Genomic DNA, 26204 nt, shown 5'->3' on the forward strand with positions numbered 1-26204 from the left:
AAGGTCACCCGCTTTTGTGTTGATTGTATCGTTCTGTTTTGTACCATTTGACCTCCTGCTTGAATAAACGGTGCTTAATTTCTACGAATAAAGAATAGATCACAAGCACAATCCATGCCTGCGAGTATGTAAAGTACATGAGAAATACGATAAAAAAGTTTTGCCTGTTCATTTCTGTTTTCTCAATGCTTAGCGTAATCATGACCTCTGTCAAAAATAAGAAGAACGCCAATATCCAAAGGATCATGGCTAAAAATCCGACCGATAAATGCAAATCATAAAACAGATTCACGACAAATATCGTATTTGACATGATCACGCCAAAGAAAAACAGGAAGTACGTAAAGAAAAAATAAAACAAATCAAAAATGATCCGTTTTCGTTTGAGTTTGAAAAACTGCGCCAAAAATTTCAGCACTACATATTGGTTGCCGCGCGCCCATCTGGTGCGCTGGCGCCACCACACCTTCCACGTTTCCGGCTCCTGCTCCCAAGTGATGGCGGCGGGGAAAAAGCGGATGTGATAGCCAAGGTTATACACCCGGATGGTCAGCTCGGTATCCTCAGCAAGCGCTTTGTCATCCCAGCCCCCGAGCTTTTCGATAATGCTTCTGCGGATCGCGAAGTTGGTGCCCGGGATCGTGGCGATTTTGAACCACTTCCATCTGCCTCCCTGTGCCATCCACTGAAAACAGATCGTTTCGATATTAATAAACTTCGTCAAGAGCGTTTTCGCCGCATTAATGACGCGGAATTTCCCAACAACGGCACCAGCTTTTTCGTCGTTCATCAGGCCGAGCACGAGGTAATACACGGCCATTTTCTCAGGCGTGTTGTCTGCGTCATATACACAGACCACATCGCCGCTCGATTCGGCAAAACCAGAATTAAGGGCGGAGGATTTTCCTTTTCCTGCGTGTGGCGGCTTCGTGATCACCATTTTGATGAAATCGTATGTCTCGGAAAATTCATTGACGATGTCACCCGTCCGGTCTGATGAATTGTCATTCACGACGATAATCTCCAGCCGGTCCTTCGGATAATAAAGGTTGACCATCGCCTTCAGCGTCTGCCGAATCACAACCTCTTCGTTATGCGCCGGGATAAGGACACTGACCTTTGGCAGCTCCTTCACGTTTTCTCTCCACTTCGGGATATTCCGTTCAAAGGTCATATAGTGGCGGAACCCACCCTGCATGAGAAACATGTGGTAGAGAAGCATGACCCATATTAAACTGAGCGAGATAAAGAACAGTGTATTACCCAAGGCTTCTTCTCTCCTTAAAAATTCGTTTTTTCAATGTGGCTCTCAAGTAAAACGTATAACTAACAAACATGACAACAAATAAGAGCACGACCGCGGAGAGAATCCATAACGCCTTTTCCAGAGGGGTCTGGCGATGATGATCGAAAAACTCGCCGATGGCGCTTACGCCGTTTTTTACCTGAATCGTTCCGTCACCGCTTGTGTGAATTTCCACTTTGTCTGTTTTGACGGTTTGTTTCGTTTTCTTTAAATCCAGCCATTCACTATCCGGAATGCGTTCCATCTGGTCAACCAGCTCCGGCAGATATTTCATTCCAAGATACGGGTGATAAAATCCCCCGGCTACTCCGCCTTCAAAATCAATCATCTGTGCGATGCGTTCCTCCATATCGCCCAGCGGGTTTTGTTTTGATGTATCGACAAAGCCAATCGTTTCCGGATACAGTGTCATGCCATGCAGCATGGAAGGAGCGGTCACAAATGGAGGTGCGCCGGATGTTTTCCATGTTGTGCCGCTGAGCTGGACCTGGCCGAAAATGCTTGTAAAATGTTGTGAGGCGATTTGATAGCCATATTCGGACATCGTGTAGTGCGGTGCTTCAAACGCCAGCGGGTAGAGACCCGATGATGTCAAATCCTCAATCGCACGCGTCAGTTTTTGCTTTGTATATGTTTCTTCCTTTTCACGAAATGGTTCTAGATAACTGTTATAGGCTTGTTCGTTCGGAAAATCTTGTTCTTTTTCCAAAATAGACGGGTTGTCTTCGGCATTTCCGGATGTTATCGGCTGATCCGCCTTTGCATCCCAAAATTCAAAGCCCTCACCTGTTTCACTGTAGCGATAGGCGTGTGTATAGCCGTGAACAATGATGCTGCCGCCCATGCTTTGCAGCTTTTTCAGCACCTTGACCATCTCCGGTTTATCAGCCAAATACACTTTGTCGCCAGTTTCGGGATTCAAGTAAACCGGAATCACCGCCAGAACAAAAGGAACATGCCTCTTATGCAGATATGCACCGGCTTGAAGCAGCAATTTTTCATCAGACATGGGACTGATATCCTCGAGACGCAAATACAATAACGTTGTCCCCGCCTTCTCTCCGAAAGCTTCTCTGAGCTGTTTTGCCACAATCAAATTGTCATTTAACAAATTCGTTAATCCAATGTACACATTCGCTTTTTTTGTTTTCCATATAAAAGAATGTGTTTTGCCGTCACCGGCTTTGAAGGTATAAAGCGACTTTCCTTTCAGGCCTGATACGCTCAGCACGTTAAGCCCGCTCTCCAGAGACACATCAGCCTTTTCCGACCTGCTGTGGACCTGATACACATTTTCTTTGCTGGTCAATGAAAGCCCGGAAAATTGGCTGATTTGGCTTGCGTTATAGCCGATGGCGACAACAGGTGTTTTGACGCTGCTGATCAGGGACACCAGTTTTTTGCTGAGCTTTCTTTTCGTTTGGCCGTAATACATCACATGGTCCTTGCCTTTGAAATCGGACGCTTCCACGTCTGAATCTTTTTTGACAGTCACATGGGATGTAAAGTGGCCCGCAAGCAGATCAAGCATTTTGACGTGTGACGACTCTTTGCCGTCCAAGGTTGAATAGATGATGAGAATGCCGGCATCACGCTCCTTCGCTTGTGCGGAAACTGGAAAAGACGCAATAGCTGAAAGCAGAAGCATTGTGATGCAGAGCAGTGTGATTCCTTTATAATTCATTCATCATCATCTCGTTTTCCAGTTCTTCTAAAAAGTGATCAGCTGTTTTGATATCTTCGCGGTAGGGCAAATGGCAGACGTGGAACGTGAGCGACACATACTTCCCATTTTCCAGCTGATACGTGTCCAATTGTTTTTTCAGCTTTGTCAGAACGGCTGGCATATGTTCAGCGGGCGTGTGCGTCAGCACAATCCCGATACGCTCGTCAGAGGGACGGAACTTCTTATCCGTTTCCCGGACGCTTGTCCTGATTTGCTGGCCGACATATTGAAAGAGACGGTCTGTTTCTTTTGCACCGTACAAAGATGTAAACTCTTTGAAGTAATGCATATGGAGCAGCAAAAACACAAAGGAATCGCCGTACCGTTCCGCCCGCTTGATTTCTTCTGAAAGTTCCAGCTTCATCCGGTGCTTGTTATCAAAGCCGGTCACTCTGTCAACAGCAACAAAGCTTTTAATTTCGGATTGCAGCCGTGTAACTGAACGCCTTAGCTCTGCGGCAATGTCATGAATTCTTCCCGCTATAAAAGAAAACAGCAAAAGCGCAATTCCCCACACGACAAGTATTCGCAGCCCTTCCTCAGCCGGAAACAGCGCAGCCTGACCAGTCTGGAAAAACATCATTAAAGTGCCGAGAACAAAAAGTACGATTAAGGTCACTGCCAGCGCGTAAATCGGGCCGAACCATATGCCTGCGGCGATGACGATAAACGTGATGCAAAGGATCAGCGCGCCTTCCGATTGCTGGGCTGACACATAATAAATAAACAGAGACAGGGCTGCGATGAGCCCTGAAAGATAAACAAATAATTTTTGTGATTCATTGAATGACATTTTCATTAAAAAGCTTCCTTTCGGCTAACAGCGGCAGCAGATTGTCAAAAGAGTGTGTCTGAGTGCCGCTCATATAGCCTCCATAATACGATTTCACCGGATCAAGAATTTCAAAGTCATTCATTCTGTCATATATGGCTTTGGTGACTGAATTGTCTTCATATTGTTTTGTTAAAAACAATACCGCTAATGCGTATACGGATGGCGACTCATATTGAACGGCAGGCTCTTTCGTATCTGCCGAATATCGTCCGTACAGCTTTCCGTGCGCCTGAAATTCCTGCTTGATCCAGTCCGCTAAAACAGCGGCTTTTTCATCTCCTTCCGGCAAGTGCCATGCAGCGTACAGCTGATCTATCAGATTGATTTCACGATCATATGTGTATTGCTTTGTCTCCGAGTGGTATGTCTTTGGCAGGTAGCCATTTTTTAAAGGAGCTGAATAAAGAACATTGGCATTCCGCTGTTCTGTTTCTTCGTCTATGATTCCATTCTTCTTTAAGACAGCTAACGCATCAGGCATGACGTATGAAAGCGTCACATCCTTTGAAGCAGCCTGTGAGTCGTAAAAGTCTGTAAAAAAACCGTTGTTCATATTATATGTCTTCAGCGCCGTACCGATATCCCGTGCTGTTTGCGCGTAGTCGCTCCGCCCCCATTTTGCGGCGGCTTGGTCAAGAGACAGCATAATTCTCATATCATCTATCAGCGCATTCGTCCCGCTCGCCTGGCCGTTTTGAATCTTCCACGTCACTAAGTGATTGCTCATCAGAAAGGAATCAGTCAGGTGCTGATATTGATCCTGAAAATGCGGGGCGTCATTTTTGCTGACCAGAAACTCCATCCATAGGCCGAGAGATTCAGATAAATACGAAGGCTGGTCAGACAAATCCGTTTTGATCAGCCCTTGATCATTCATTAGATTGTGATAAATGAAGTATTCCGCCGGCTGAAGCGGGCTTGCATTCACGTCTGACACCGACTGATTTTGGGCCTTATTTCCAGCTTCAATACACCCTGCGGAAAGTCCGATAGATAAGAAGAATAAGATGACAGCAATTAACACATGCCTCACAGGCAAATCCCCCTTTGTCGCCTGAAGCGAATCAGACGCTCACAAATATATATAGACGAAAGCACGACTGCCATGTTACAAATTACATTTACTATAAAAGAAAAAATTGCGGAATGCTAGCTTTTTTTTCCCTTTTTGAACATTTTAAAAACGGGACCTAAGTCTAATAAAAAACCTGTGCGATATGCACAGGTTTCAGCGTGTCGACAAACCCTCGCATTCGTTGTCAGTCCTGCGCGTTGGTGCTCACGAATTACTACATTCGCTGCGCTCCAATGCTCGTTCTTCCTAGACTTCAAAGGTTTTCAATCACGCTGAAAAGATGACAAAGTCATAAAACGAAAACCGTTTTATGACTTTGTCAACAATCTGAAACCTGTGCGATATGCACAGGTTTTTCTGTTATTTGTCCAAACCGAGTTTTTTCAGCTGTTCTGCCAGCGCGTTGTTAATCGGCTCATCTTTATTATTTTGTTTTTTCATATAAGAGGAAACGTCCCGTTTTGAAGCGCGCCCTTTATCTTTGTTTTTTCGTTTTTCGAATACGGACAGCTTCTCTCGGTGACCGCAGACACACGCGAAGGTCTGGCCCTCGCCTTGGCCGCGAAGTTCCATTTTTTTATGGCAGTTCGGGCAGCGCGCGTTTGTTTTTCGGGCAACCGTTTTTCTGCTTCCGCATTCACGGTCTTGGCACACAAGCATCGTGCCGCGTTTGCCATTTACCTTCAGCATCATTTTTCCGCATTCCGGACATGCGGTTCCCGTAATGTTGTCGTGTCTGAAAGTCTGGCTGCTGTTTTTGATTTCTTTTACCGTTTGGTTAGCGTAAACCTTCATGTCTTTAATAAAGGCAGCCGATTTCAATTTCCCAGCGGCGATCGCTGACAGTTTTTGCTCCCATTCCGCCGTTAAGGCAGGTGATTTCAAATCCTCAGGAACAAGCTGCAGGAGCTGTTTCCCTTTAGAAGTAATAAAAATATCTTTGTCTTTTTTCTCTATTAAAAAGCTGTTGAACAGCTTTTCAATAATATCGGCACGCGTTGCCACCGTGCCAAGGCCGCCTGTTTCGCCAAGCGTTTTGACGAGGCCTTTTTCTTCTCCCTGCATAAAGGCGCTTGGGTTTTCCATCGCTGACAGCAGGGTCCCTTCGTTAAAGCGGGCGGGCGGCTTCGTTTGGCCGTTTGTTTCAGTTAAGGCGCGGACGGCAAGAGTATCGCCTTTTTGAAGCGCAGGGAGTGTCTGATCTTTGTCATCCTCCTGCTCGTCATCCTCATCCGCCATATCATAAACAGCTTTCCACCCTTGCGACTGTACGGTTTTGCCTTTCGCCGTAAAGGTTTCTCCGCCAATTTCTGCGATGACCTTTGTTTCCTCATATTCGAATGCCGGCATTAATACAGCAAGAAAACGTTTCGCAATCAGGTCATACAGCTTTCGTTCTTTATCGCTCAGACTGCTGAGCACGAGCGGCTCCTCGGTCGGGATAATCGCGTGGTGATCTGACACCTTCGCGTCATTAACGTAGCCTTTATGAGATTTGATGCCGCGTTTTTTAATTTGATTGACATATTGGGCATACGGTTTTACTTCCATGCCTTCTAGACGGTCTTTTAACGTCGGAACGATATCACTGGATAAAAACCTTGAGTCCGTCCGCGGATATGTGACTAGCTTATGCTGCTCATACAGCTTCTGCAGCACAGAAAGCGTTTCTTTGGCAGAAAATCCGAAGCGCTTGTGGGCGTCGCGCTGCAGCTCCGTTAAATCATATAGCGCAGGCGCAAAGCTTTTTTTCGCTGTTTTTTTCAATTCAGCAATAACCGCTTGCTTTCCATGGAGGCCTTTTAGCAAACGGCTTGTTACATCTTGATGAAACGTTCTCGTTTGCTTTGATTTTTGATCCTGCCACGTCAGCGTCATGCCATCGACCGCCGCGCGGAGGCCGTAATATGGAACCGGCGTAAATGCTTGAATATCCGCCTCGCGCTTCGCAATCATGGCAAGCGTCGGTGTCTGTACACGGCCGCATGAGAGCTGGGCATTGAATTTTGTGGTGAGCGCGCGGGTCGCGTTAATGCCCACAATCCAATCGGCTTCCGCTCTGGCGACGGCAGAATGATACAGGTTTTCATATTCTTTGCCGCTGCGCAGCTTTTGAAAGCCTTCCTTGATCGCTTTATCCGTCACTGATGAAATCCACAGCCGCTTGATCGGCTTTTTGACATTCGCTTTTTCAATGATCCAGCGCGCGACAAGTTCCCCTTCTCGGCCTGCATCGGTCGCGATGACAATCTGATTGACATCTTTACGGGTAAGCTGCGATTTGACCGCGTTGAACTGTTTTCCGGTTTTCTTAATTACCACAAGCTTTAAGGGCTCTGGAATAATCGGCAGATCCTCCAGACGCCATGATTGAAATTCTTTCCCATAGCCTTCCGGATCAGCAAGTGTCACCAAATGGCCTAAAGCCCATGTAACAATATATTGATCACCTTCGAGATAACCATTTCCTTTTTTATGGCACTTCAGCACCCGGGCTAAATCCCGGCCGACTGAAGGTTTTTCAGCTAATACAACTGTTTTTGACATGCTTGATCACTTCTCTTTCTTTCATGCTCATCCTTTTATTATAACAGACTTGAACAAGCACTCTCTAACCGCGCCCGTTTTTCGTGTCAATTTCTGAGAAAATCACGTGAGTGACGGTTTGCGCGTATGGCGATGTTTTGTTAATGAAATCTTCTACCGCTTCAAGGCTTTCTGCGTTGATTTTCAGCATATAACAAGCCGCGCCGGCAATCCGGTAACAAAATTCGATATTCGGCAATGTTTGAATATAGCTTTTGAACCGTTCGTAATCCGCGTTTTTGACGGTTGCTTCCACAATGCAGGAAACGGGCAGCCCCAGTTTTTTCTGATCGACCTCCAGTGTGTATTGCTTAATGATGCCGAACGATTCAAGCTGCCTCACCCGTTCTGTCACGGATGGCGGCGACAGCTTAATTTTTCTGCCTAATTCCCTCATTGACAAACGGCTGTCCTTTTTCAGCTCCTCAATGATATTCAGATCAATCTGATCAAGTTTCATTTCAACATCCTTCTTTTATGATTTTGTTCACATTATCTCGGGTATTTTTGTAAATGACAAGACCAGTTCCCAAGAAAAAGCATATAAAAATGAAAGTTTTCCGAACATTTTCTGAAAGCCGTCATATGGCTCTCCGGATTGTTTATCATATAGTATGAAAACGTGTCCACAAGGAGGGCGATTTATGCTGCAAACACCGATCGGAAGACTACGCACGATGGGTTTTATTGAAGGAATGTCACTCTTAATCCTGCTGTTTATCGCCATGCCGCTTAAATATTGGGCAGGCCTTCCGCTTGTCGTAACCATTGTCGGTTCGGTTCACGGCGGATTGTTCATTTTGTATTTGCTTTTCTTGGCGTATGCGGCCTTCTCTGTCAAATGGCCGCTGAAATGGTCAGCCGCCGGCTTTATCGCCGCTTTTGTCCCATTCGGAAACTTTTTGTACGACCGCAGGTTAAGAAAATATAAATAACAAAAGGCTGGATCTATATGGTCCAGCCTTTCTTATTACAACCACTTTGTCAGCCACGCGATATAGTAGGCGCCCGGAATAAACATCAGCTGGGCGAGGAGTGTCCCCGCTACCCTTGATGTGACCATCGTGACAGAGGTCCATTTTAAATATAAATAGCTTCGTTTTCCCTTTGCCACATCATCGGCAAGGACGGAAACCTTAGGATCAACAAAAATCGCCAGCAGCATCGTCGCAATTCCGTTGATTAAGCCCGATGCCATGACGGCTGTCGTGCTGCGCTCCGGCGCCAGAAGGCCTGCGTACAAAGCCGAAAGCACGCCGATCGTATAAATGGATGTGATCAGCATGTTAATGACAAACAAACGCTTCGGAATCAAGCGGATATGAAATCCTTTTACATACGAAAGAGACGGCAGACGCAAATAGGAAAGGGCATTTTTGAGTCCTTGTTTCGAGAATCCCTTTCGAAACACTTGTAAAACGGAGCCGCCGCCGCTCGCCAAGTGAATAATCGCCCGAGAGAAAAGAGCGACAAAAGACGGGAGCAGGACGATGCCCAGAATGGTGCCGACTGTCGATCCGAAAATCAGGAAGCGGAACTGCCCGGCAACAATCGCCAGTGCATTTTTTCCCGCATCATCAATTAAATGTCCGGTAAAGGGCTGCTGCACCATGTTCGACATTCTGGACACGATGACCATGACGTTAAACAGGGAAAGCGCGGACGCAATAAATCCCACACGGGCTCCGGAAAGCCTGGTGGCGTAGGCTAAGGTTTCTATCGAGTGAATCAGTAATAAAAAACAGAAAATAAGCAGTACTTGAGTTGTCATGACATGCACGTTATTCTTCCTCCAATTTCATCCTAGAGATAAGACTGGAAAGAAGACAAAGAGGTTTCAACGCGAAATGTTTTTCACAATAAAAAAACCGCCGGCATACGCCGAGCGGTTTGTCTTATTCTTTTCTATAGGCAAATAAAGATTATATCATCCGCCAAGTCGGGCGGTTCGATTCAAAAAGCATTGTTCCGAAGAATCATTCTGGAAAGTAAACACCATGGAAATTTCTTGAACACAAGACAACGAAAGCCCTACCTCTCAATCGTCACTGCGGCTCCGAAGCCGCGCCGGTGTGAATTGTAAAACAAAAAAGTCTTTTTTCCATCTCATCGTTAGGGGCGATTTGTTATGAAGGAAAAGAATAAGGGCAGCTGGTTTGCTGCTTGGGAAGCGGTAAAGCTTCTCTCTCTCAAACAGAAAAAAGAAGTTTACTTTCTTTTTTATTTGCTTATTTCTTGCTTAGCTATTCATGATAACATATCGCCCCTGCAATTACAACTTTTTATAAATCGAGTGAGACTGGCGTTTTCTCTCCGGCATTCATTAATCTGATATCCTCCGGCTCAATTTCAAGAATGACCAGGTTCGGGTCATCCTTGCCGTCAAACCAACGATCTAGCTTAGGATTCCAAATTTTGTCCTTCAGTTCTGCCGAATTGTTGATTTTGGCTTTTCCGGCAACCTCGACATACGCGTCGCCAAAGCCTTCACAATCATAGCCTAATAAAATATGGACATTGGGGTTGTTCTCAATTTCTTCCGCTTTATGAGTTTCCTTGCTTGTCGGTGTGTAAATCGTCAGCCCGTCATGGAAAAAAGTCATGTAGCGGGAATGCGGCTTGCCCTTTTGAACTGTTGCGAGCGAGCCTACTTTATGGTGATCTAGAACATCAAGCACTTTTTGTTTCATGTCTTGCTGATTCATTGCGAATCACTCCTTTTTAACGTCTCCGCTGTTACTTTTCCACATCGGGGGAAGATTTAAACAAGAAAATGCACGCTTTATTTTAATTCTTTCCATTCACGCTTCAGCAAGCTGTAATAGACAAGGTCATGATACTTGCCGTTAACGAATAAGCCGTCCCGCGCGATTCCTTCTTCCTGAAAGCCGAGGCGCATCGGAATCGCTCTGCTTTTGTGGTTTCCGACAGCCGCACAGAGAGCGACGCGATTCAGCCCAAGCTCTTCAAAAGCATACGTGATAATTGTTCGGCAAGCAGCGGTCATGATGCCTTTGCCTTCATATTCTTTGGCAAGCCAGTATCCGATTTCCGCTTTTCGATTGATCTGGTCTAGATGATGCAGGCCGATCATGCCGCATAGGCTGCCGTCATATAGAAGCCCGGCTTCGATGCTGTTCAGATCGGCATATTCCCGCCGCCAATCCGGAATGATCGTTTCTCTATACATTTCAGCGCTGCTTGGTTTTTCAGCCCAAAACAGCCACTCGCCGAGCCGCTGCTGGTTTTCAATAATGAGTTCGGCAATCCGCTCCGCATCCTTCGGCTCCAATAACCGGATGGTGATGTGTTCATTTACCCTGCAGGTGAACATTGTTTCGCCTTCTCTCCTTTTTGAGATGCACAAACTAAAATCAATCCAATTCAATCAAATAGACAGAGCCCAATATGTTGATTGAACGGGAGTCTCGTTCAGCCGTAAATATAGATGTTCCATTTACAGTTTCTAAGAAAAAATATATTTTTGCACATAATCCCAGATGCTTTTTCCGATCAGTACAACAGTTATCCCAACGAATAAAACCTTTACGTATGCTGCACCATTTTTAATGGCCACCCTTGATCCCACAAGCGCGCCTACTATCATCGCAATCCCCATTGGGATTCCATAGCGAAAGTCAACAGAACTGAACAACATAAAAGTGATAAGTGCTGCGATATTGCTTCCTAAATTTAAAACCTTAGCATTTCCGGCAGATTCTACAAAGTTAAACCCTAAAAGTAAAAATGAGAAAATCAGAAAAGAACCTGTTCCTGCTCCTAAAAACCCATCGTAAAAACCGAGTAGCAAAGCGGCTGACACAATAAAAAAAGTCATTTTTTTCGTTAATTCTTTAAAGCTGGACTCCATTCCCCATCCTTTTTTAAAAAGTGTATAGACCGTTACAAGAATTAATAAGATAAGAATGATAGGTTTTAAAAACGCTGATGGTATTAATTGAACCACATACACTCCGGCTCCCGCCCCTATAATCGAAAGAGGCAACAATTTAAAAACAAGCTTTTTGTTTATTTGCCCTGAATGCAGGAAGTTGATCGTACTTGTTAAAGACCCCATCGTAGCTGCTAACTTGTTGGTACCTAACGCTACAGACGGCGGAAGCCCGACAAATAACAAAGCGGGAATGGATATAAGTCCTCCTCCGCCTACCACAGAATCAATAAAAGCTGCAGCAAATCCAGCTGCAATAAGGAATAGTAAAACCTCTGTGCTGATTCCATCCATATTGATTTTTCTCCTCCTGTATTTGTATCAATTTATATAAAAGAACAAATGTTAAAAATAACATTTGTTCTTCCGATTATTCATCATAATGAAGAAGCGATTGTTTGCTCACGGAATAATTTATTGAACAACGAGAAATTTGTATCAAAAAACACATTTTCTTGAATGCTTAATATCTCTTCATGATTTGATGGAATACATGCCTCTTTGGCAAACGAAGATAAAGTAATGATACGTCCACTCATTGGATCGATGATCTTTGTTCCTTCTAAGCTTTGTTTAGGAGGAAAGTAGAAATGAGCTGATAGACATGGATCATCATTTTTTCTTACAGGAATGATCTGATGTATCAGCCCTTTTTCCTCAAAAATCATTTCACCCGGTTGGGCGATTGTAATGTCCTTAACTAGTAAACTTTTATTCATAATCTGATATTTAATATTGATTAAATGTCCTGACAGCACATAAATGATGGCAGAATCATCATGAATATGAATGTCTGATCCTTTAAACCAGGTCATGATCAGGGCCCCAACCTGACTTGTTCCTACTTTCTGTCTGAAATAATTTCCTTCAAAATCGTCAGGCACTTCATGAATATACCGTTTCATTTCTTTTGATGAAATTTTTATTTTAGAGACGTCTTCGACTAATTCTTTAAATATAGGAGTTTTAGTCTCATATTTTTTAATAATTGTCTTTATCATCTCCACTTTATCTTCTCCTTTCACCATTAAAATCCTCTAATCCGGCGATGAATAGGGTCATAGTTTTTTCCAAACTTATTGACATCTTCAATCAAATAAACTCTATGCAATTCTCGATCTTCATGGTTAAAGGTAGGTCTAAAAGGAGCTCTTCCATGAGCTGATAGATGGTTGTTTATGATAATCAATGATCCAGGTTCTAGTTCAATTGCTTCCCTAACCATATCCAGGGCAGACTGCAGTGCTTGCGCAGCTGCCATCCCCGCCTCTGTTTCGCTCACTAATCCATCCTGCCTAATTCTTAGAGAAGGCCGACCCTTTACGATAGAAAGTAAAGGCCGTTTGAATTCCTGTTTTTTATCAGCGCCGAAGTGAGGCGGAATCGGAATGGTGTACTGCGGTTTCTTAAGCTCTATCATTTGATCTTGTGACAGAAGATGTAACGCTCTTTCAACATTGGAAAGGTATGTATATCCCCCTTTGACATTATTGACACAGTATAATGAAATGAAATCCGGAGGTGTTTGGATGTAAGGCAGTTCAGTGTGAAGGTCAAATTTATTCCAAGTAAAATAGGCAGTAGTGTGTTGTGCCTCCTCTGTTTTAATAGGTTTGTTGGCCATAATTAAACTTCCTTCATCAGCATGAGCAAAAGGATCACCAACCAAACTCGTCAACAATAAGAGAAGTTCGTCACATTTTGTTTGTGGCAGGTTCTTCAGTAAAAGGTAACTATAATCGGAATTCACAAATTCGAGAATATGATCTTTTAATTCAGGCGGAATAAGTTTCTTTTGCATATTGATTTGGCTTATTGCCTCTTCATTTTGTTCCTTATTGCTTTGAGAATAATGAATCTTTTCTACTAAAGCAAACAAATTTTGTTGGTCAGATGGTGAAATTGACACAAGTTTTCCTGAATTTAAGGTTTCAACAAACATTCGAATTCCCTCCTGCATTTTTATTCAGATTTCATTTTACATATTACACCATTATAGGGAATAAATAAAATATTATTTTGATTTTTTAAAATATTTAGTAAATAGATCTCAATCGTAAGCTTACTCGTAACGGATACGTAAACTGCTATTCTAAATATAAAGTTAATGCGGCCATTCCTTATAACAATAAAAAAAGGCCCAAGTCTGGCCTGATCACCTTATTATAGGTTTGGAGCTTATCAAGCCAGCCTTCCTCACTACGAAGTGCTGCCCCGCTGGTGTTTATCCATCATGACTTTATGATTGCCAGGCGCTCTTCTTACCGCACCTCAGATCCCACCAAAAGTACACCTTTCCTCTATCTATTCTCTCTATCAGCAAAATCTGCGTTTTCCCCATTAGCCTGATCCTTCTGTTTTTCCACAAAAAAAGGATGGGCTGTTAAGCCACATCCTTATATTCTTGGATCGGTAAAGATATCATGTTTATCTGTGCTTGTCGATGACATTTCCGTCACCACGGCTCCTTCTTCTCCGGCCTGGAACCAATGCTTTGTGTTCGGTGGAATTGTGTATTGCCCGCCCGGTTCAAGCTCTATTTCGTGCCAGACCGTATAGTGTTCTCTATCCTCCTGCGGCGGGAGAACCTTTGGAAGCTGCGTTTTTTCGCCTTCTACGTAAAGATACACTTTTCCGTAGCGGCAGCGGAATGTCTCCTGCTTGCCTTCCTGGCCGTCAACCGGCGGATGGCGGTGTTCCGGGCAAGTCTGTCCCGGAAACAGCACCAGTTCTTTTGAACAATAACGGTCTGTATTGACATAGACGAAGAGCTGGAGCCCAACTTTTCTTTCTTTTCCTAAGCCGTAGTCCATCAGCTGGATTTGTTCAACTTCTTCATCGGTTAATACAATGCCGGCTTTTTGGTAATAGCTGTTGACTTCCTCTTTCGTGATGCCCATGTGTATCACTCCCTCTTACGTCGTTACAAAGTCTCCGCCGTTCACATGCAGCGTCTGGCCAGTCATGTAAGATGACTCATCTGATGCCAGCAGCACATAACAGCCGACGTGCTCAACAGGCTGACCCGGACGGCCCATCGGCGTATTTTGCCCAAATTGGGCGACTGTATCTTCAGAGAACGTAGATGGGATTAACGGTGTCCAGATAGGCCCCGGCGCGACTGCGTTGACGCGGATGCCGTCTTTGACAAGGGCCTGCGCCATTGATCTCGTGAAAGCATTGATCGCCCCTTTTGTCGCTGTATAATCAATCAGCGTCGGGTTTCCGCGATATGGATTGATGGATGTCGTATTGATGATGGCGCTGCCCGGTTTCAAGTAGTCAATTGCTTTTTTAGTCAAATAAAATTGAGAATAAAAGTTGGTTTTGAATGTGCGATGAAGCTGTTCGCTCGTAATGTCTTTGATGCTTTCCTTCGGATGCTGTTCACCGGCATTGTTGACAAGGATGTCAAGACCGCCAAGTTCCTTGACCGTTTGTTCAACCGCTTCATTGCAAAATTCCTCTTCGCCTACGTCACCAGCGATCAGCAGGCATTTTACGCCCTCTTGCTCTACACGCTTCTTCGTCTCTTCAGCATCCCCATGCTCATCCTTATACACAATGGAAATGTCAGCGCCTTCCTTTGCGTAAGCAACGGATACCGCGCGTCCGATCCCGCTGTCGCCGCCTGTAATGAGCGCAACTTTTCCTTTTAATTTGTCCGCTCCTTTATAATTCTCGTACTCATACACCGGACTGGGATTCATTTCGCTTTCGATTCCCGGCTGGCGATTTTGGGCTTGGGCCGGAAGTTCTTTTGGATAATTGGCCATGATAATTCTCCTCCTTTGTTTTCATGTCTATTTGTTGTGTACCTCGCCCGTTCATTGGATAAACATGGATTAGCACCTTCACATTGCTTTATCAGAAAAATGTTTCACATGAAACGCTAGGAGGAAATAACTTGCAAAGGAGGTTTCGGTATGATGAACATGCTTTCTAAAACATTCAGCAAGCCAAAGGGCATATTCGGCATGATTGCCGGGTACATCATGGCTGCTGAAAATCAAACACTGAATCAGTGGACAATAGATCAGCTGGGGGTCACACGCGGGGACAGCATTTTGGAAGTGGGGTTTGGGCCTGGATACTGCATGCAGCAGATGCTAAAACGTGAAAAGGACATCCGGCTTGATGGCATTGATGTGTCAGAAACGATGATGAAGCTGGCCGCCCGCAGCGTAAAATCGAAGGGTGTGCGCTTGATGCAAGGAAACATCGAGACATTTCCTCTTACCGACTCGTTTTATGATAAAGTGATTTCCGTTAACAACTACACCATCTGGAATGACCAGACAAAAGGCGTAAAACAGATTTATCGGGCGCTAAAGCCCGGCGGCAAAGCAGCGATTACGATGCAGCCGCGGGAAGCGGATGCGAGTCCCGAGAAAACCAAATCATTTGGAAAACAGATGATTGCTGATTTCAAAGCAGCCGGCTTCGAAGACATTGATATTCAATTTAAAAACATTAAGCCTGAGCTTTCCGTCTGTGCAACTGCAAAGAAGCCCGCCACATAAGTGGCGGACTTCTTCTTTTATGAATGAACGGCCTGCTTGCGCAAAACGTCTTTTTTCACCTTGCCGAGGTTATTTTTCGGCAGTTCGTTCACAAACTCAACTTCAGGTATTTTATAAGCGGACAGGCGTTCTTTACAATATGCGATGACGTCCTCTTCTGTTACACGCCGGCCGCCGTTTGTTACGACAAACGCTTTTGGTTTTTCCCCGTACAGCGGGTCTGGTATACCGACCACCGCTGTTTCAAGGATTCCCGGGATCTGCTGGATGACTTCCTCAACCTGATCCGGATAGACATTGTCTCCTCCGTAAATAATGACATCCTTGTAGCGTCCAGTGATGAAAATAAAACCATCTTCATCTACATAGCCTGAATCTCCGGTTTTGAACCAGCCGTTTTGCAGTACTTTCGCTGTCGCTTCAGGATTATCTTCATAGCCTTTAAATAAGAATGGGGTATGAACAACGATTTCACCGATTTCTCCTTGAGAGAGTTCTTCTCCCGTCTGAGGATCTTCGACTTTGACTTTAACACCTGCCACAGGTTTCCCGGCAGATGCCGCTTTATCCATCCCCATATCAGGCATCCATGTGCTGATTCCCCAAGCCTCAGTGCTTCCATAGCCGTGCGCGAGCGGAATGCCGATATCAAGATAGCGGCGGATCAGGCTGCTCGGCACTTTTGTTCCGCCTGTCATTAAAATAACAAGCGAAGATAAATCGGTTTGGTGCGTTTCCCATGCTTCTAGCAAATACGTGTAAAACACGGGAAGGGCCATCACGGTTTGAATCTTTTCTTCCTCAATGATCTTCAGCATATGAACTGGGTCTTGATCCTTCGTAAAAAAGAAGGTTGTTCCTGCGAAAGTTCCCAGCATGATGCAAATGAGCGCACTCGTATGATAAATCGGATGGCACGCGAGAAAACGCAGGCCCTTCATACGTTCGGTTGAACTTTTGGATCTCGCTACGTATCTATATATGCCGCCATGTGTGATCATGCATCTTTTCGGGTTTCCTGTTGTACCGGACGTAAACATCAAAAGCGCTGTATCATCAGGGGAAACCATTTCAGTTTCGGGCAAATGATCAGCACCGGCAAACAGAGCTTCAAATTCAGCAGACGTTTCGTAAGCTGTTCCTGTTTCCATCGTGATACGCAATGAGGATAGTTCAGGAAGAACTTCATCCAGTTTCTCTTTAAACTCCGCTCCGTAAAACAGCGCTTTCGGTTCACTTGCTTTTAAAATGCCTGTCATTTCATATGGCTTCAGCTGCCAGCTGACAGGCACGACAACAGCACCTATTTCAAGCGCGGCGAACATAATAGTTGATGCGGGATGTCCGTTTTTGCAAAGCAACGCAACACGGTCGCCCTTTTGAATTCCTTTTTGCAGCAGAGCATTCGCCAGCTGATTCATCCGTTTACGGTAACCTGCATATGTCAATGTATGGTTCCCGCTTTTTACAGCCTCTATGTCTTCGCTATCTGGCATGTCATGCAGAATCAGATGCTGTAATGTTTCCATATCGTCATCTCCTATATACTCTTTAATCTTCAATAATTTGTTAGATTTTCTTCCTCACCTCACCCATTTTAACCCAAAAAAGATAACTTGTAAAACTATTTCAATTTGGAACTATTCCATTGATGAATGATAAAATAGTCCCGCATTTTGTTATTTTGTGCCTCGTCCACATGAAAACACACGCCAATTTTTTGACGTGTGCCATGCAGGGTTACAGTATGTTTTTTTCTTTCATCCATGTGAAAAATATGCGGTTTAACCGCTGGTACAGCTCTTGCTCCCCATCTCCCTGAAACCCCGCCATACTCTCTCCGCTCTCGATAATGGCGGAGCTGATCGCGCTTAATATCTCCGATCCTTCAGCGGATAATGACCCAGGCGCCATCATCACGAGAATGCGTGTCATGCTGAGGGTATTTCCGTCCATGCCATTCACTTCATAAGATGTGCTGAGATCATATATTTTGAAAAAAGGCAGGACGATTTCATCATTTTTGAGATGATAAAGCGCCATGTTGGTCCCCGGGATTCCCAATCCCCCTTGTTTCTCCCGCTCGGCCAAGAAAGTCGCGGCTTTTTTAGGATCACGAATCAAGCCCTCCTTCTTCAGCTGCTGAAATAGCTTTAACAAGAGCATGTCATGATTGGATTTCGTTTTGATGTGAGTAAGTGAAAAGTGGCGCAGCACTTCTTGAATGACGGCCATATACCTCCCCATGCTTTCCGCCGCTGCCAGCATGTCAGGTGTGTCAGCTTGCTGTGTCTCTTCCCTCGGGCTTCTTTTTTTCTCAAGAATGAGCGGAATTTTCCGCTTGATATATTGCTTTACCTGGTTTGCGTCTTCCTCATTTAAAAGCGGGCTGACCATCATATAATCAATGTTTTCGTAAGGAATCGGAACGGTGGAAACGATCATATCATAGGCTTGGACGTCCTTGCCCTTCAGTTCGATCAAAGATGACATATCAAACGATTGAATTTCAGGCAGCTCTTTCCTCAGTCTGGAAGCAAGCATTTTCGAAGAGCCGATCCCGCTTGAGCAAACGACAAGCGCTTTCACTTTCGCTTCTTCTTTTTTGATTTCAAGGGCAGAGCCGAAGTGAAGGACGATAAAAGCGATCTCATCATCAGAAAAGGACATGCCTGGAAAATACTTTTCCACGCCTTCTTCAATCGCTATATAAAGGAGAAAATAATCGCGCTTAATCTGTTCCTTCATCGGATTGTATATGTCGATATTTTCTTTTATGCGGCTGACGGCGGGCTCCAAATGGGCGATTAGCCCTTCATATAAAGAATAGTTTTTCGTGAGATCCATTCTGATTTTGCCTGAAATAAAAGCAATGAGCCGCTTGGTTTGCAGCGCTGTTTCCAGTTCGATTTCCTGTGCTTTGTATTCTGTTTTGTATTTGCGGTTGGCGCTTCGAAGATGGATTGTGATATAGCCGACCTCCGCCTCAGGGATTGTTACACCGAAGGCACGTTCAAGCTCGCCAGCGATTTCAAGAGCGGAGCTGTATTCCTTCGCATTCTTCAATTCCTCAAGCTCATTTGCCTCCATGGTGATGGTTTCTCCAAGCTTGATCCGTTCGATCGCAAACGTCAAATGCACGACAAGCGCGATATAGGAGCTGTCGGACAATGAAAAGGCGATTTCTTCTTTCAGCTGAAATAGCATACGCTCCATTTTTAACAGCTCGCCTTTGCTGACAACGCCGAACATTTTCTCTGAAGAATCGGCTTTACCTTTGATATTTAATTCAACCGCTTCCAAAAACATTTGGATGTCGAGGCGGTTCACAATCAGGTTGCCGACAATTTTACGTTTCGCATTCTCCGGCCCTATGAGCTGGATGCCAAAGCCTCTTTTTCGGATCAGTGTCAATCCAAAGGGAGAAATCCATTTCTCCAGCTCGTCTAAGTCATAGCTGACCGTGGCATTCGTCACCTGCAGATCATGTGCAAGCGTGTACAGCTTGACGGGTTCCTGAGACTCTAATAACGAACAGAGAATGAGCAGTTTCCGTTCGTCCGCGCTATATTCATGCTGTTCATAAGATAAATCGGTAAGCAGCTTTTGTTTATCCTCGGGGCTTCCCACTGCCTTCAATCCTTTGCCGGGCTGTTTATCAAGCGTAAGCCCGACGGTTTCCATCAGCGGCTTAATTGATTTGAGCTCCCTGTGGATGGTTCTCGTGCTGACTTCCATCAGCTCGGCAAGTTCAGTTACGGTTACATATCGGTTTTGTAATAATAAGTGCTTTAAAAGCTTTTGTTCTCTGGCAGTCATATACATAAAAAGGCCTCCTAGACAGTCTGATGTGCGGATGAAGTCGCAAGGAGATACAAGAGAGGAATAAAAGAGGTTTTCTTTATAATATAAAACGCTTTCAAACGAGATTCAATCACTTAAAAATGGGAATTTGGCACTAAGCGGTGTGACAATATTGAAAAAGCACCAGCCGCGAAGCTGATGCTTTTTGTTAACGTATATCGTAACCCTGTGAGGCTGCATACATGCGAAACCATTGATCCTGATCAAGTTGTTTGTCAGCGCATTTACAGCGAAGGGTATGTTAATTCGATTGAAATTGCTTTTTCGCTTTCTCAACAACATAGTGGCTGCCGCCGCGGTCCTTCACATCTTGGATCATCATGGCGACAAGCAGGTCTTTGTTTTTGTAATCGTAGCCGACGAACCAGCCATTTTCCGTGCCGTCTTTATCATCTTTTGACGTTTTCAGCTCGGCTGTTCCAGTTTTTCCGGCAACGGTGATTCCTTTCACGACAGGCTGATAGGCTGATCCGCGCTCATCTTCCACAACGCCTTTCAGACCTTTTGTAATGTCTGCCGCTCCTTCCTTCGTGACCACTTGCTTGTGCCAGACATCAGCTGTTTGTGAGTCTTTTTTGATCAGCGTCGGTTTGACAAGATCTCCGTTGTCGACAAATGGCGTGTAAGCAGCTGCCAAGTGAAGCGGAGACATTTGCATTTGCCCTTGCCCGTATCCTGTATCCGCAAGCAGAATGTCTGAATCGAGTTTGCCATTTGCGATAGACGATTGCTGGATCGGGAATTCATACGGAACGTCCTCTGAAAAGCCGAACATTTTCAAGCCTTTTGTCAAGTTGTCTGCTCCTAAATCAAGCGCGTTCTGTGCGAAATAAATATTATCCGATGTAATGAGGGCATTTTCCAGATCAACTTGCTGAAGGCGCTCAGACACACGTGTCACTGAATAGCCGCCCCAGCTCGAATCCTTTTGCCACTCTTTACCTTTGATTGTTTTCTTCTCATCCGCTTTTAGGGTGCCGTTTTTGATTCCAATGGCAGCCGCAATCGGTTTAATTGTAGAACCCGGTGCGTATGTTTTGTTGAATTTCGCAGAAAACGGATTGTTTTTATCGTTGTTTAGTTTTTTCCATTCCTTATCGCTCCAGCCGAAATTAAATCCGTTTGGATCATAAGACGGCGCACTGACAAGCGCGAGTGTTTCGCCTGTCTGCGGCTGCAGCGCGACTGCCGCCCCGCTGTCATCCTTCAGTTCATCATACAGCTTCGTTTGCGTTTTGATATCAATGGTGAGGTGAAGATCCTCTCCGTCCTTCGCTTTCTTTTCAGCGATGACTTCGCCTGTTTGCGGGACGTAAATTTTCCATCCGGTTGTGCCTCTCAGTTTGTCTTCATACACATTTTCAAGTCCGGTGATGCCGATATGAGACGTATCGCTGTAGGCTCCGTCTTTCTTTTTCTTTAATTCTTCCGCAGTGATGGCGCGGACATAGCCTGTCAAATGGGCTGTCTTTTCGCCATACGGATAGTAGCGGGAGCCGACATTCGTTCTCGTTACGCCTTGTAATGACGTCGCCTCAGACACTAACTTTTCCTGATCCGGCTTGACCTTTTTGACCGGCACAAATGAATCGTCTTTCACCCAGCCTTGATCAAGCTTTTTCTTGATATCGTCATCAGTCAAATCAAGTTTTTTCGCGAGCTCTTTGATGACTTTTTCTTTTTTATCGCCAAGCTTTCCGGGAACAATTCCGATTTCCGGAACATCTGTATTGATGGCTAAGCCTTTCCCGTTTTTATCGTAGATTTGGCCGCGTTTTGGTTCCACGCTGGCGATTTGCACTGTTTTATCGTCAGCCAGCTGCTTGAATATAAACGACGGGTTCCAATCTATATTCCATGACTCCTCATCATCTGTTTTTTCTTTTTTCAACACAGCGGTATTTTTGAAGCTGACTTTTCCAGCATTTGTATCCATGCTGACTTTATACGGAATGTGCTTCATCGTCTTGTGGTCTTTATCGTCCTCATCCACTTCTCCCGCGGTGACTTTCAGGTTTTTGACGCCTGCCTGCTCATAGATGGTTTTATACCTATTGACGAAATCTTTTTTGGAGATTTCTTTTTTGACATCTTTGGTCAGGCTTTGATACATGTCATCGAATTGCTGATCGTTCCACTGTTTCACGAATGCTTCCATGCGATCTTCTGGTGAATCTGTTTTGGAGCACCCGATGATTCCAATCAATCCGATACATAGAAATACTAGTAGAATACACTTTTTCAACATGACTTTCCCCTGCCTTCCACTTGTTATTTTCTCTTATATGAATTGGTGCGCGCAAGATGTTTTTGAAAATGAAGGAAAAGCTTCACCGTTTTTGCAGAATTGTCCTGCCGTTTGCTGTAGACTATTTGAAAAGAAGGAAAGAAGGGATGAGATGGTCAGAGAGGCAGCCATGCTTTACATTAAAGAAGGGCTTGAACAAGAGTTTGAAGAGGCGTTCCGGCAAGCGGTGCCGATCATTTCCGGCAGGAAGGGCTATATCACGCACTCCTTATCAAAATGCATGGAAGAAACACATAAATACCTGCTGCTTGTGGAGTGGGAAACACTCGAGGACCATACGGAAGGCTTTCGCGGTTCTTCAGAGTATCGAGAGTGGAAAGCCTTGCTTCATCGGTTCTATACCCCGTTTCCGGCGGTCGAGCATTTTCAGGATGTGTAATAGATTTATATAATATGAAGGGTAAAACCGATGAGAGAGACAGACCATACGAAAACGGCGGTATAAATATTAAACGCACCCGAGCCGTCGTTTTCTTTTTTGCGCTCTTCAAGCCCCTGCATAAACATGACAGCGCCCAAAAAGACAAGCATGACCGATTGGATAACAGAGGTATGTTCCGTATATTTAAAAGCAACGAGCGCCAGAATAATAATGATAACCGCAAAAGACATTTTAAAAATCCGAAACAAAAGGACCATCCTTCCTTATATACGAAATATTGAACGTTATGGCTATATTTGCCTAAGCCCTCCATTATTCTAGCGCACTTTTTTTGTCTGTAGAACAGGAGACAGGGAATTTTAAGTTTCTTTTAATGTTTCGATTACATAAAAACGCGCCTTATGACAAGGCGCGTTTTCTATGAAACTGACAGTTCTTGATAACCCAACTTGTGAACAGCTTCAGCCATCGCTTGATAGCCTTTGCTGTTTGGATGGACCCCATCAAAGGACAGATATTCCTGCTCATTTCCTTTGAAGATGCTGTAGGCATCCGCGATTTTGACATGGGGCGCTGATGCAAGTGTTTCTAAATGAGAATTAAAAGATGTGATCCATTGGCCAGCGATGTCTATGCTTGGAAACGGATTGTATAAGTTGAACACACGGATGGCGTACGGGGACGGGTTTTCTCCTTTGATTGCGGCGATTTTCGCAATCATCTTTTCAAAGTTTTCATGGCAATGGGCGGATGCTCGGCTGAAAATCGTTTCATCTTTAGACGTTTGGTAAGCAAAGACAGAATCAATCAGATCATTTCCGCATCCTGTGATGGTTATCATGCCAGCAGCTTGAATGCATTTTTGCACATGGGGATGTGACAGGAGCCCCAGAAGTTCTTCTGTATTTAAGCCTGATTTAGCAAAGATGGAGATTGCCGTTTTTGTTTTCAAGTCAGCTTCCATCATGTCTCCCAGACGTTGGACGAAGCCGGGAGAAAACAGCCCGGAGCCTCTCCCCGCCGTCAAAGAATCCCCCAGTGCTGTGTATCGAAGCACCATGTTCTTTCCTCCACTCTTGAACGTCGATACGTTAATGTACGCAGCGGAGAAAAGATCGGCTACTTATGAATACCCTATTTTTCTGGAAATCTGCATAGCGGCATTCTTCACCTTTTCTGTTAAATAAGGAAGCCTATCTTCTGTAAATCTCGCTTCAAAGCCTGCAATGCTGATGCCGGCTGCCACTTGCCGCTTATGGTTGAAGATCGGGGCGCCGATGGCCGCAGTATAGTTTTCGAGCTCTGAATAGCTGACGGTATAGCCATTTTGCACTGAGGCATCAATCTCTTGCAGCAGTTTTTCCGGATCGGTGATGGTCCCGGCGCCAATGGAAAGAAGCTCTGTTTGTTTCATGTATGTTTCAATCTCTTCTCTGGGAAGAAAGGACAATATGCTTCTCGCGCACGCGCCTGCATACAGAGGAGAACGTCTGCCGATCGCAGTGTACAGCCGCACGGTCTGCGTCCCTTCGATTTTCTCAACGTATATCGCTTCATTGCCGTCCCTCATGATCAATTGCACGGCCTCATCCACCTCCCGGCACAGCTCTTCCATCACCGGTTTTGCTATTTTTCTGATATCCAGCCTGTCAGCGACAATCTGTCCGAATTCCAAAAACACCAGTCCCAGCGAATAAGCGCCGGATGAATCCCGATTGAGGAACCCCATTTCCTCTAAAGAGCTAACCATCCGGTGAACCGATGTTTTCGGCATTCCTGACAGCGACACTAATTCACTTAAGGTCAGGTTTGGTTCATGCAAAAACAAATTTAGCAGAGCCATAGATTTGACTACGGTTTTGTTTTTATTCTGCATCATTCATCCCCTTTGTTATGTCAGCCATTCCATCTTCATTCTCGTTTTCAGTTCTTTTATATGCTGTTCCCGTTCAATCGCAAGCGCTTCCGCTTCTTGAAGGGATACAGGCTCAAACTGGACGTGCTCGCCCGGCATAATTTGCGAGACAATCGGAAGATCAGCCGATATGATGTGCGCGATCCTCGGATAGCCGCCGGTCGTTTGCCGGTCTGCAAGCAAAATAATCGGGTTTCCGTCAGGCGGCACCTGAACGGTTCCAAACGAAACGGCTTCTGACACCATCTCAAGCGGCGCCTTCAGTTGGAGCGGTTCTCCTTTGAGCCTGTAGCCCATACGGTCGGACTGCGGTGTGACACGAAACGTTTCTTCATAAAAACGCGTTTTCGACTCCTCTGTGAAAAAGCCGAATTGTTTTCCTTCCAGTACACGAATAATGGGATTCTTTTTTAATGGCAGAAACCTGCCGCGGCTGACCGACCATTTCGGTGCTGAAAATTCCCGCTTTCCAAGCTGTGGGTTTAATTGAGATAGGATGGTTTGTGAAAGAGATGACAGTTCTCCAATGAACAGTTCATCTTCCTTCTGAAGCGCTCTGCCATGAAGTCCGCCGATGCCTGCTCTGACGTACGTGCTTTTGCTTTCCATGACGTCAGGCACATCGAAGCCGCCGGCTGCCGCTAAATACGCACGGCTGCCAAGTTTGCAAGGACCAAAACTGACTGTGCTGTTTTCCTTGATGAGCACAGGCTTCCATAAAGGCGCTTCCTCGTCATTAATACGCAGCGTAAAGTCAGCCCCTGCCACCGCAATCAGCGTTTGTTTTGAAAAATAAAATGACGGACCGGGCCCCATCAGCGTAATTTCAAGACCGGCTTCATTTTCACTGTTGCCGATGAGCAGATTGGCAATGCGCAGCGAAACCGTGTCCATAGCGCCGCTTGCCAGGACGCCGTATTTTTGATAACCCGTTCTGCCTATATCCTGAACCGTTGTGAGCAGTCCGGGCTTTAACACTTTCATGCTCAATTGGACTCCTCCTTATAGGCGTGATAGTCTTCTTCTGAGATGCGGACGAATTTCACAATGTCTCCCGCCCGCAGTAATGTCGGCGGGTTTTCCTGCGGCCGAAAAAGAGCCAGCGGTGTTTTGCCGATCAGCTGCCAGCCGCCCGGCGTTGAGATCGGGTAAACGCCTGTCTGCAATCCCGCGATTCCGACTGAACCTGCGGGAATTGAAGGCCTTGGGGATGATTTTCTTGGAGCGGCAATGTGCTTGGACATCCCGCCTAAAAAGGGAAAACCGGGAGCAAAACCTAGCATATACACCACATATTCGCCGCTCGTGTGAATGTCAATGACTTCCTCCGGAGAGAGCTGATTGAGCTTCGCCACCTCTTCTAAATCGGGCCCGAATTCACCGTCATAGCATACGGGAATTTCTACAATCCGGCGGCTGTTTTCATAGTCTTTGGCTATTTCCTTCAGCCGCTCTTCAACATCAAGCTTTACCTTTTCAAAAGGAGAGCTTATCCCTTTAGGCAATTGCTTGTACACTTCATACATATCATAAAATACCGTTAGACTTGTAAAAGCCGGGATACACTCAATGAATCCCGGAAATGGCTGTTCTTCTATCATAGCGGCCGCGGCATGGACAAGGCCGTTGACCTGTTCGTTTATTTCTTCTCCGAATCGGATCATCATCGCAGAATCACCGAGCTGTTCGATTTGACATACAGTCATCTTTCTCACCTCTTTTATTTCTCGTT

At 45.1% G+C, this 26204-nt stretch carries 25 protein-coding genes; 3 read left to right on the plus strand and 22 right to left on the minus strand.

The features are described from left to right. Positions 1 to 4: 4 nt before the first annotated feature. From BV11031_RS16155 to lrpC, 6 genes are all read right to left on the minus strand, one after another. Positions 5 to 1267 (minus strand): glycosyltransferase family 2 protein, encoded by a 1263-nt coding sequence (locus BV11031_RS16155; RefSeq protein ID WP_010331287.1) that lies wholly within the window; start codon positions 1265 to 1267, stop codon positions 5 to 7. Then, entirely contained in the window at positions 1260 to 2969 is a 1710-nt protein-coding gene (locus BV11031_RS16160) for a DUF2334 domain-containing protein (RefSeq protein WP_082246416.1), read from the minus strand. Before BV11031_RS16160 ends, BV11031_RS16155 begins: the two co-directional genes overlap by 8 nt. Positions 2970 to 2979: 10 nt before the next feature. Next, entirely contained in the window at positions 2980 to 3831 is an 852-nt protein-coding gene (locus BV11031_RS16165) for a diguanylate cyclase domain-containing protein (RefSeq protein WP_010331289.1), read from the minus strand. Beyond that, positions 3812 to 4900, minus strand: a complete 1089-nt coding sequence (locus BV11031_RS16170) for a glycosyl hydrolase family 8 (protein ID WP_010331290.1) — start codon at positions 4898 to 4900, stop codon at positions 3812 to 3814. The genes BV11031_RS16165 and BV11031_RS16170 overlap by 20 nt, the downstream gene beginning before the upstream one ends. A 402-nt stretch (positions 4901 to 5302) precedes the next feature. Next, positions 5303 to 7489, minus strand: coding sequence for a DNA topoisomerase III (locus BV11031_RS16175; RefSeq protein ID WP_010330854.1), 2187 nt, complete (start codon positions 7487 to 7489; stop codon positions 5303 to 5305). A 64-nt stretch (positions 7490 to 7553) separates the two neighbouring features. Further along, entirely contained in the window at positions 7554 to 7988 is a 435-nt protein-coding gene (lrpC, locus tag BV11031_RS16180; protein WP_003246585.1) for a transcriptional regulator LrpC, read from the minus strand. A 184-nt stretch (positions 7989 to 8172) separates the two neighbouring features. Between lrpC and BV11031_RS16185 the strand changes: the two genes are divergently transcribed. Beyond that, positions 8173 to 8463 carry a DUF3817 domain-containing protein gene (locus tag BV11031_RS16185; RefSeq protein ID WP_010330852.1) on the plus strand — a complete coding sequence of 97 codons (291 nt, stop codon included), beginning with the start codon at positions 8173 to 8175 and terminating at the stop codon, positions 8461 to 8463. A 35-nt stretch (positions 8464 to 8498) separates the two neighbouring features. Here the strand turns inward: BV11031_RS16185 and amj are convergent, their stop codons facing one another. The 8 genes from amj to BV11031_RS16225 form a co-directional block, all read right to left on the minus strand. Next, the gene (gene amj / locus BV11031_RS16190; RefSeq protein WP_010330851.1) at positions 8499 to 9308 is read right to left on the minus strand and encodes a lipid II flippase Amj; all 810 of its coding nucleotides are present in this window, start codon (positions 9306 to 9308) and stop codon (positions 8499 to 8501) included. Between the two features lie 502 nt (positions 9309 to 9810). Beyond that, the gene (locus BV11031_RS16195; RefSeq protein ID WP_010330850.1) at positions 9811 to 10233 is read right to left on the minus strand and encodes a pyridoxamine 5'-phosphate oxidase family protein; all 423 of its coding nucleotides are present in this window, start codon (positions 10231 to 10233) and stop codon (positions 9811 to 9813) included. Between the two features lie 77 nt (positions 10234 to 10310). After that, positions 10311 to 10862, minus strand: a complete 552-nt coding sequence (locus BV11031_RS16200; RefSeq protein ID WP_010330849.1) for a GNAT family N-acetyltransferase — start codon at positions 10860 to 10862, stop codon at positions 10311 to 10313. A gap of 132 nt (positions 10863 to 10994) precedes the next feature. After that, on the minus strand, positions 10995 to 11774 hold the full coding sequence (locus BV11031_RS16205) for a sulfite exporter TauE/SafE family protein (protein WP_010330848.1): 780 nt from the start codon (positions 11772 to 11774) through the stop codon (positions 10995 to 10997). Between the two features lie 83 nt (positions 11775 to 11857). Then, on the minus strand, positions 11858 to 12508 hold the full coding sequence (locus tag BV11031_RS16210; protein ID WP_010330847.1) for a cupin domain-containing protein: 651 nt from the start codon (positions 12506 to 12508) through the stop codon (positions 11858 to 11860). After that, positions 12508 to 13422, minus strand: a complete 915-nt coding sequence (locus tag BV11031_RS16215) for a TauD/TfdA family dioxygenase (RefSeq protein ID WP_010330846.1) — start codon at positions 13420 to 13422, stop codon at positions 12508 to 12510. The genes BV11031_RS16210 and BV11031_RS16215 overlap by 1 nt, the downstream gene beginning before the upstream one ends. Positions 13423 to 13876: 454 nt before the next feature. Beyond that, on the minus strand, positions 13877 to 14380 hold the full coding sequence (gene lyxE, locus BV11031_RS16220; RefSeq protein WP_010330845.1) for a D-lyxose ketol-isomerase: 504 nt from the start codon (positions 14378 to 14380) through the stop codon (positions 13877 to 13879). Between the two features lie 15 nt (positions 14381 to 14395). Further along, on the minus strand, positions 14396 to 15256 hold the full coding sequence (locus tag BV11031_RS16225) for an SDR family oxidoreductase (protein WP_010330844.1): 861 nt from the start codon (positions 15254 to 15256) through the stop codon (positions 14396 to 14398). Between the two features lie 150 nt (positions 15257 to 15406). On the opposite strand from BV11031_RS16225, the gene BV11031_RS16230 reads away from it, so the two are divergent. Next, positions 15407 to 16003, plus strand: coding sequence for a class I SAM-dependent methyltransferase (locus tag BV11031_RS16230; protein ID WP_010330843.1), 597 nt, complete (start codon positions 15407 to 15409; stop codon positions 16001 to 16003). A 17-nt stretch (positions 16004 to 16020) separates the two neighbouring features. Here the strand turns inward: BV11031_RS16230 and BV11031_RS16235 are convergent, their stop codons facing one another. From BV11031_RS16235 to pbpC, 3 genes are all read right to left on the minus strand, one after another. Continuing rightward, entirely contained in the window at positions 16021 to 17532 is a 1512-nt protein-coding gene (locus tag BV11031_RS16235; protein ID WP_010330842.1) for a class I adenylate-forming enzyme family protein, read from the minus strand. A 211-nt stretch (positions 17533 to 17743) separates the two neighbouring features. Further along, positions 17744 to 19828, minus strand: coding sequence for a BglG family transcription antiterminator (locus BV11031_RS16240; RefSeq protein ID WP_010330841.1), 2085 nt, complete (start codon positions 19826 to 19828; stop codon positions 17744 to 17746). A 280-nt stretch (positions 19829 to 20108) separates the two neighbouring features. Continuing rightward, positions 20109 to 22115, minus strand: coding sequence for a penicillin-binding protein 3 (gene pbpC, locus BV11031_RS16245; protein WP_041952608.1), 2007 nt, complete (start codon positions 22113 to 22115; stop codon positions 20109 to 20111). Between the two features lie 151 nt (positions 22116 to 22266). On the opposite strand from pbpC, the gene BV11031_RS16250 reads away from it, so the two are divergent. Then, a complete protein-coding gene (locus tag BV11031_RS16250; RefSeq protein WP_010330839.1) occupies positions 22267 to 22554 on the plus strand; it encodes an antibiotic biosynthesis monooxygenase family protein in 288 nt (95 codons plus the stop codon). Between the two features lie 5 nt (positions 22555 to 22559). Here the strand turns inward: BV11031_RS16250 and BV11031_RS16255 are convergent, their stop codons facing one another. From BV11031_RS16255 to pxpB, 5 genes are all read right to left on the minus strand, one after another. Continuing rightward, the gene (locus tag BV11031_RS16255) at positions 22560 to 22805 is read right to left on the minus strand and encodes a YczI family protein (RefSeq protein WP_010330838.1); all 246 of its coding nucleotides are present in this window, start codon (positions 22803 to 22805) and stop codon (positions 22560 to 22562) included. A 170-nt stretch (positions 22806 to 22975) separates the two neighbouring features. Continuing rightward, positions 22976 to 23617, minus strand: coding sequence for a spore germination lipase LipC (lipC, locus tag BV11031_RS16260; RefSeq protein WP_010330837.1), 642 nt, complete (start codon positions 23615 to 23617; stop codon positions 22976 to 22978). Positions 23618 to 23680: 63 nt separating this feature from the next. Beyond that, complete coding sequence (locus BV11031_RS16265; protein ID WP_010330836.1) at positions 23681 to 24433, minus strand: IclR family transcriptional regulator; 753 nt, start codon at positions 24431 to 24433, stop codon at positions 23681 to 23683. Positions 24434 to 24448: 15 nt separating this feature from the next. Then, entirely contained in the window at positions 24449 to 25456 is a 1008-nt protein-coding gene (locus tag BV11031_RS16270) for a 5-oxoprolinase subunit C family protein (protein WP_082246397.1), read from the minus strand. A 2-nt stretch (positions 25457 to 25458) separates the two neighbouring features. Beyond that, positions 25459 to 26178: a 5-oxoprolinase subunit PxpB gene (pxpB, locus tag BV11031_RS16275; RefSeq protein ID WP_010330834.1), complete on the minus strand. Its 720-nt coding sequence runs from the start codon at positions 26176 to 26178 to the stop codon at positions 25459 to 25461. Between the last annotated feature and the right edge of the window lie 26 nt (positions 26179 to 26204).

The organism is Bacillus vallismortis (genome assembly GCF_004116955.1).
In the GTDB taxonomy this organism is placed as follows: domain Bacteria; phylum Bacillota; class Bacilli; order Bacillales; family Bacillaceae; genus Bacillus; species Bacillus vallismortis.

Coding starts and splice junctions, on each gene's coding strand:
- BV11031_RS16165 (WP_010331289.1), bottom strand. CDS start 3,831: ATGAAAATGTCATTCAATGAATCACAAAAATTATTTGTTTATCTTTCA.
- BV11031_RS16175 (WP_010330854.1), bottom strand. CDS start 7,489: ATGTCAAAAACAGTTGTATTAGCTGAAAAACCTTCAGTCGGCCGGGAT.
- lrpC (WP_003246585.1), bottom strand. CDS start 7,988: ATGAAACTTGATCAGATTGATCTGAATATCATTGAGGAGCTGAAAAAG.
- BV11031_RS16185 (WP_010330852.1), top strand. CDS start 8,173: ATGCTGCAAACACCGATCGGAAGACTACGCACGATGGGTTTTATTGAA.
- BV11031_RS16195 (WP_010330850.1), bottom strand. CDS start 10,233: ATGAATCAGCAAGACATGAAACAAAAAGTGCTTGATGTTCTAGATCAC.
- BV11031_RS16200 (WP_010330849.1), bottom strand. CDS start 10,862: ATGTTCACCTGCAGGGTAAATGAACACATCACCATCCGGTTATTGGAG.
- BV11031_RS16205 (WP_010330848.1), bottom strand. CDS start 11,774: ATGGATGGAATCAGCACAGAGGTTTTACTATTCCTTATTGCAGCTGGA.
- BV11031_RS16210 (WP_010330847.1), bottom strand. CDS start 12,508: ATGGTGAAAGGAGAAGATAAAGTGGAGATGATAAAGACAATTATTAAA.
- BV11031_RS16215 (WP_010330846.1), bottom strand. CDS start 13,422: ATGTTTGTTGAAACCTTAAATTCAGGAAAACTTGTGTCAATTTCACCA.
- lyxE (WP_010330845.1), bottom strand. CDS start 14,380: ATGGGCATCACGAAAGAGGAAGTCAACAGCTATTACCAAAAAGCCGGC.
- BV11031_RS16225 (WP_010330844.1), bottom strand. CDS start 15,256: ATGGCCAATTATCCAAAAGAACTTCCGGCCCAAGCCCAAAATCGCCAG.
- BV11031_RS16230 (WP_010330843.1), top strand. CDS start 15,407: ATGATGAACATGCTTTCTAAAACATTCAGCAAGCCAAAGGGCATATTC.
- BV11031_RS16235 (WP_010330842.1), bottom strand. CDS start 17,532: ATGGAAACATTACAGCATCTGATTCTGCATGACATGCCAGATAGCGAA.
- BV11031_RS16240 (WP_010330841.1), bottom strand. CDS start 19,828: ATGTATATGACTGCCAGAGAACAAAAGCTTTTAAAGCACTTATTATTA.
- pbpC (WP_041952608.1), bottom strand. CDS start 22,115: ATGTTGAAAAAGTGTATTCTACTAGTATTTCTATGTATCGGATTGATT.
- BV11031_RS16250 (WP_010330839.1), top strand. CDS start 22,267: ATGGTCAGAGAGGCAGCCATGCTTTACATTAAAGAAGGGCTTGAACAA.
- lipC (WP_010330837.1), bottom strand. CDS start 23,617: ATGGTGCTTCGATACACAGCACTGGGGGATTCTTTGACGGCGGGGAGA.
- BV11031_RS16265 (WP_010330836.1), bottom strand. CDS start 24,433: ATGCAGAATAAAAACAAAACCGTAGTCAAATCTATGGCTCTGCTAAAT.
- BV11031_RS16270 (WP_082246397.1), bottom strand. CDS start 25,456: ATGAAAGTGTTAAAGCCCGGACTGCTCACAACGGTTCAGGATATAGGC.
- pxpB (WP_010330834.1), bottom strand. CDS start 26,178: ATGACTGTATGTCAAATCGAACAGCTCGGTGATTCTGCGATGATGATC.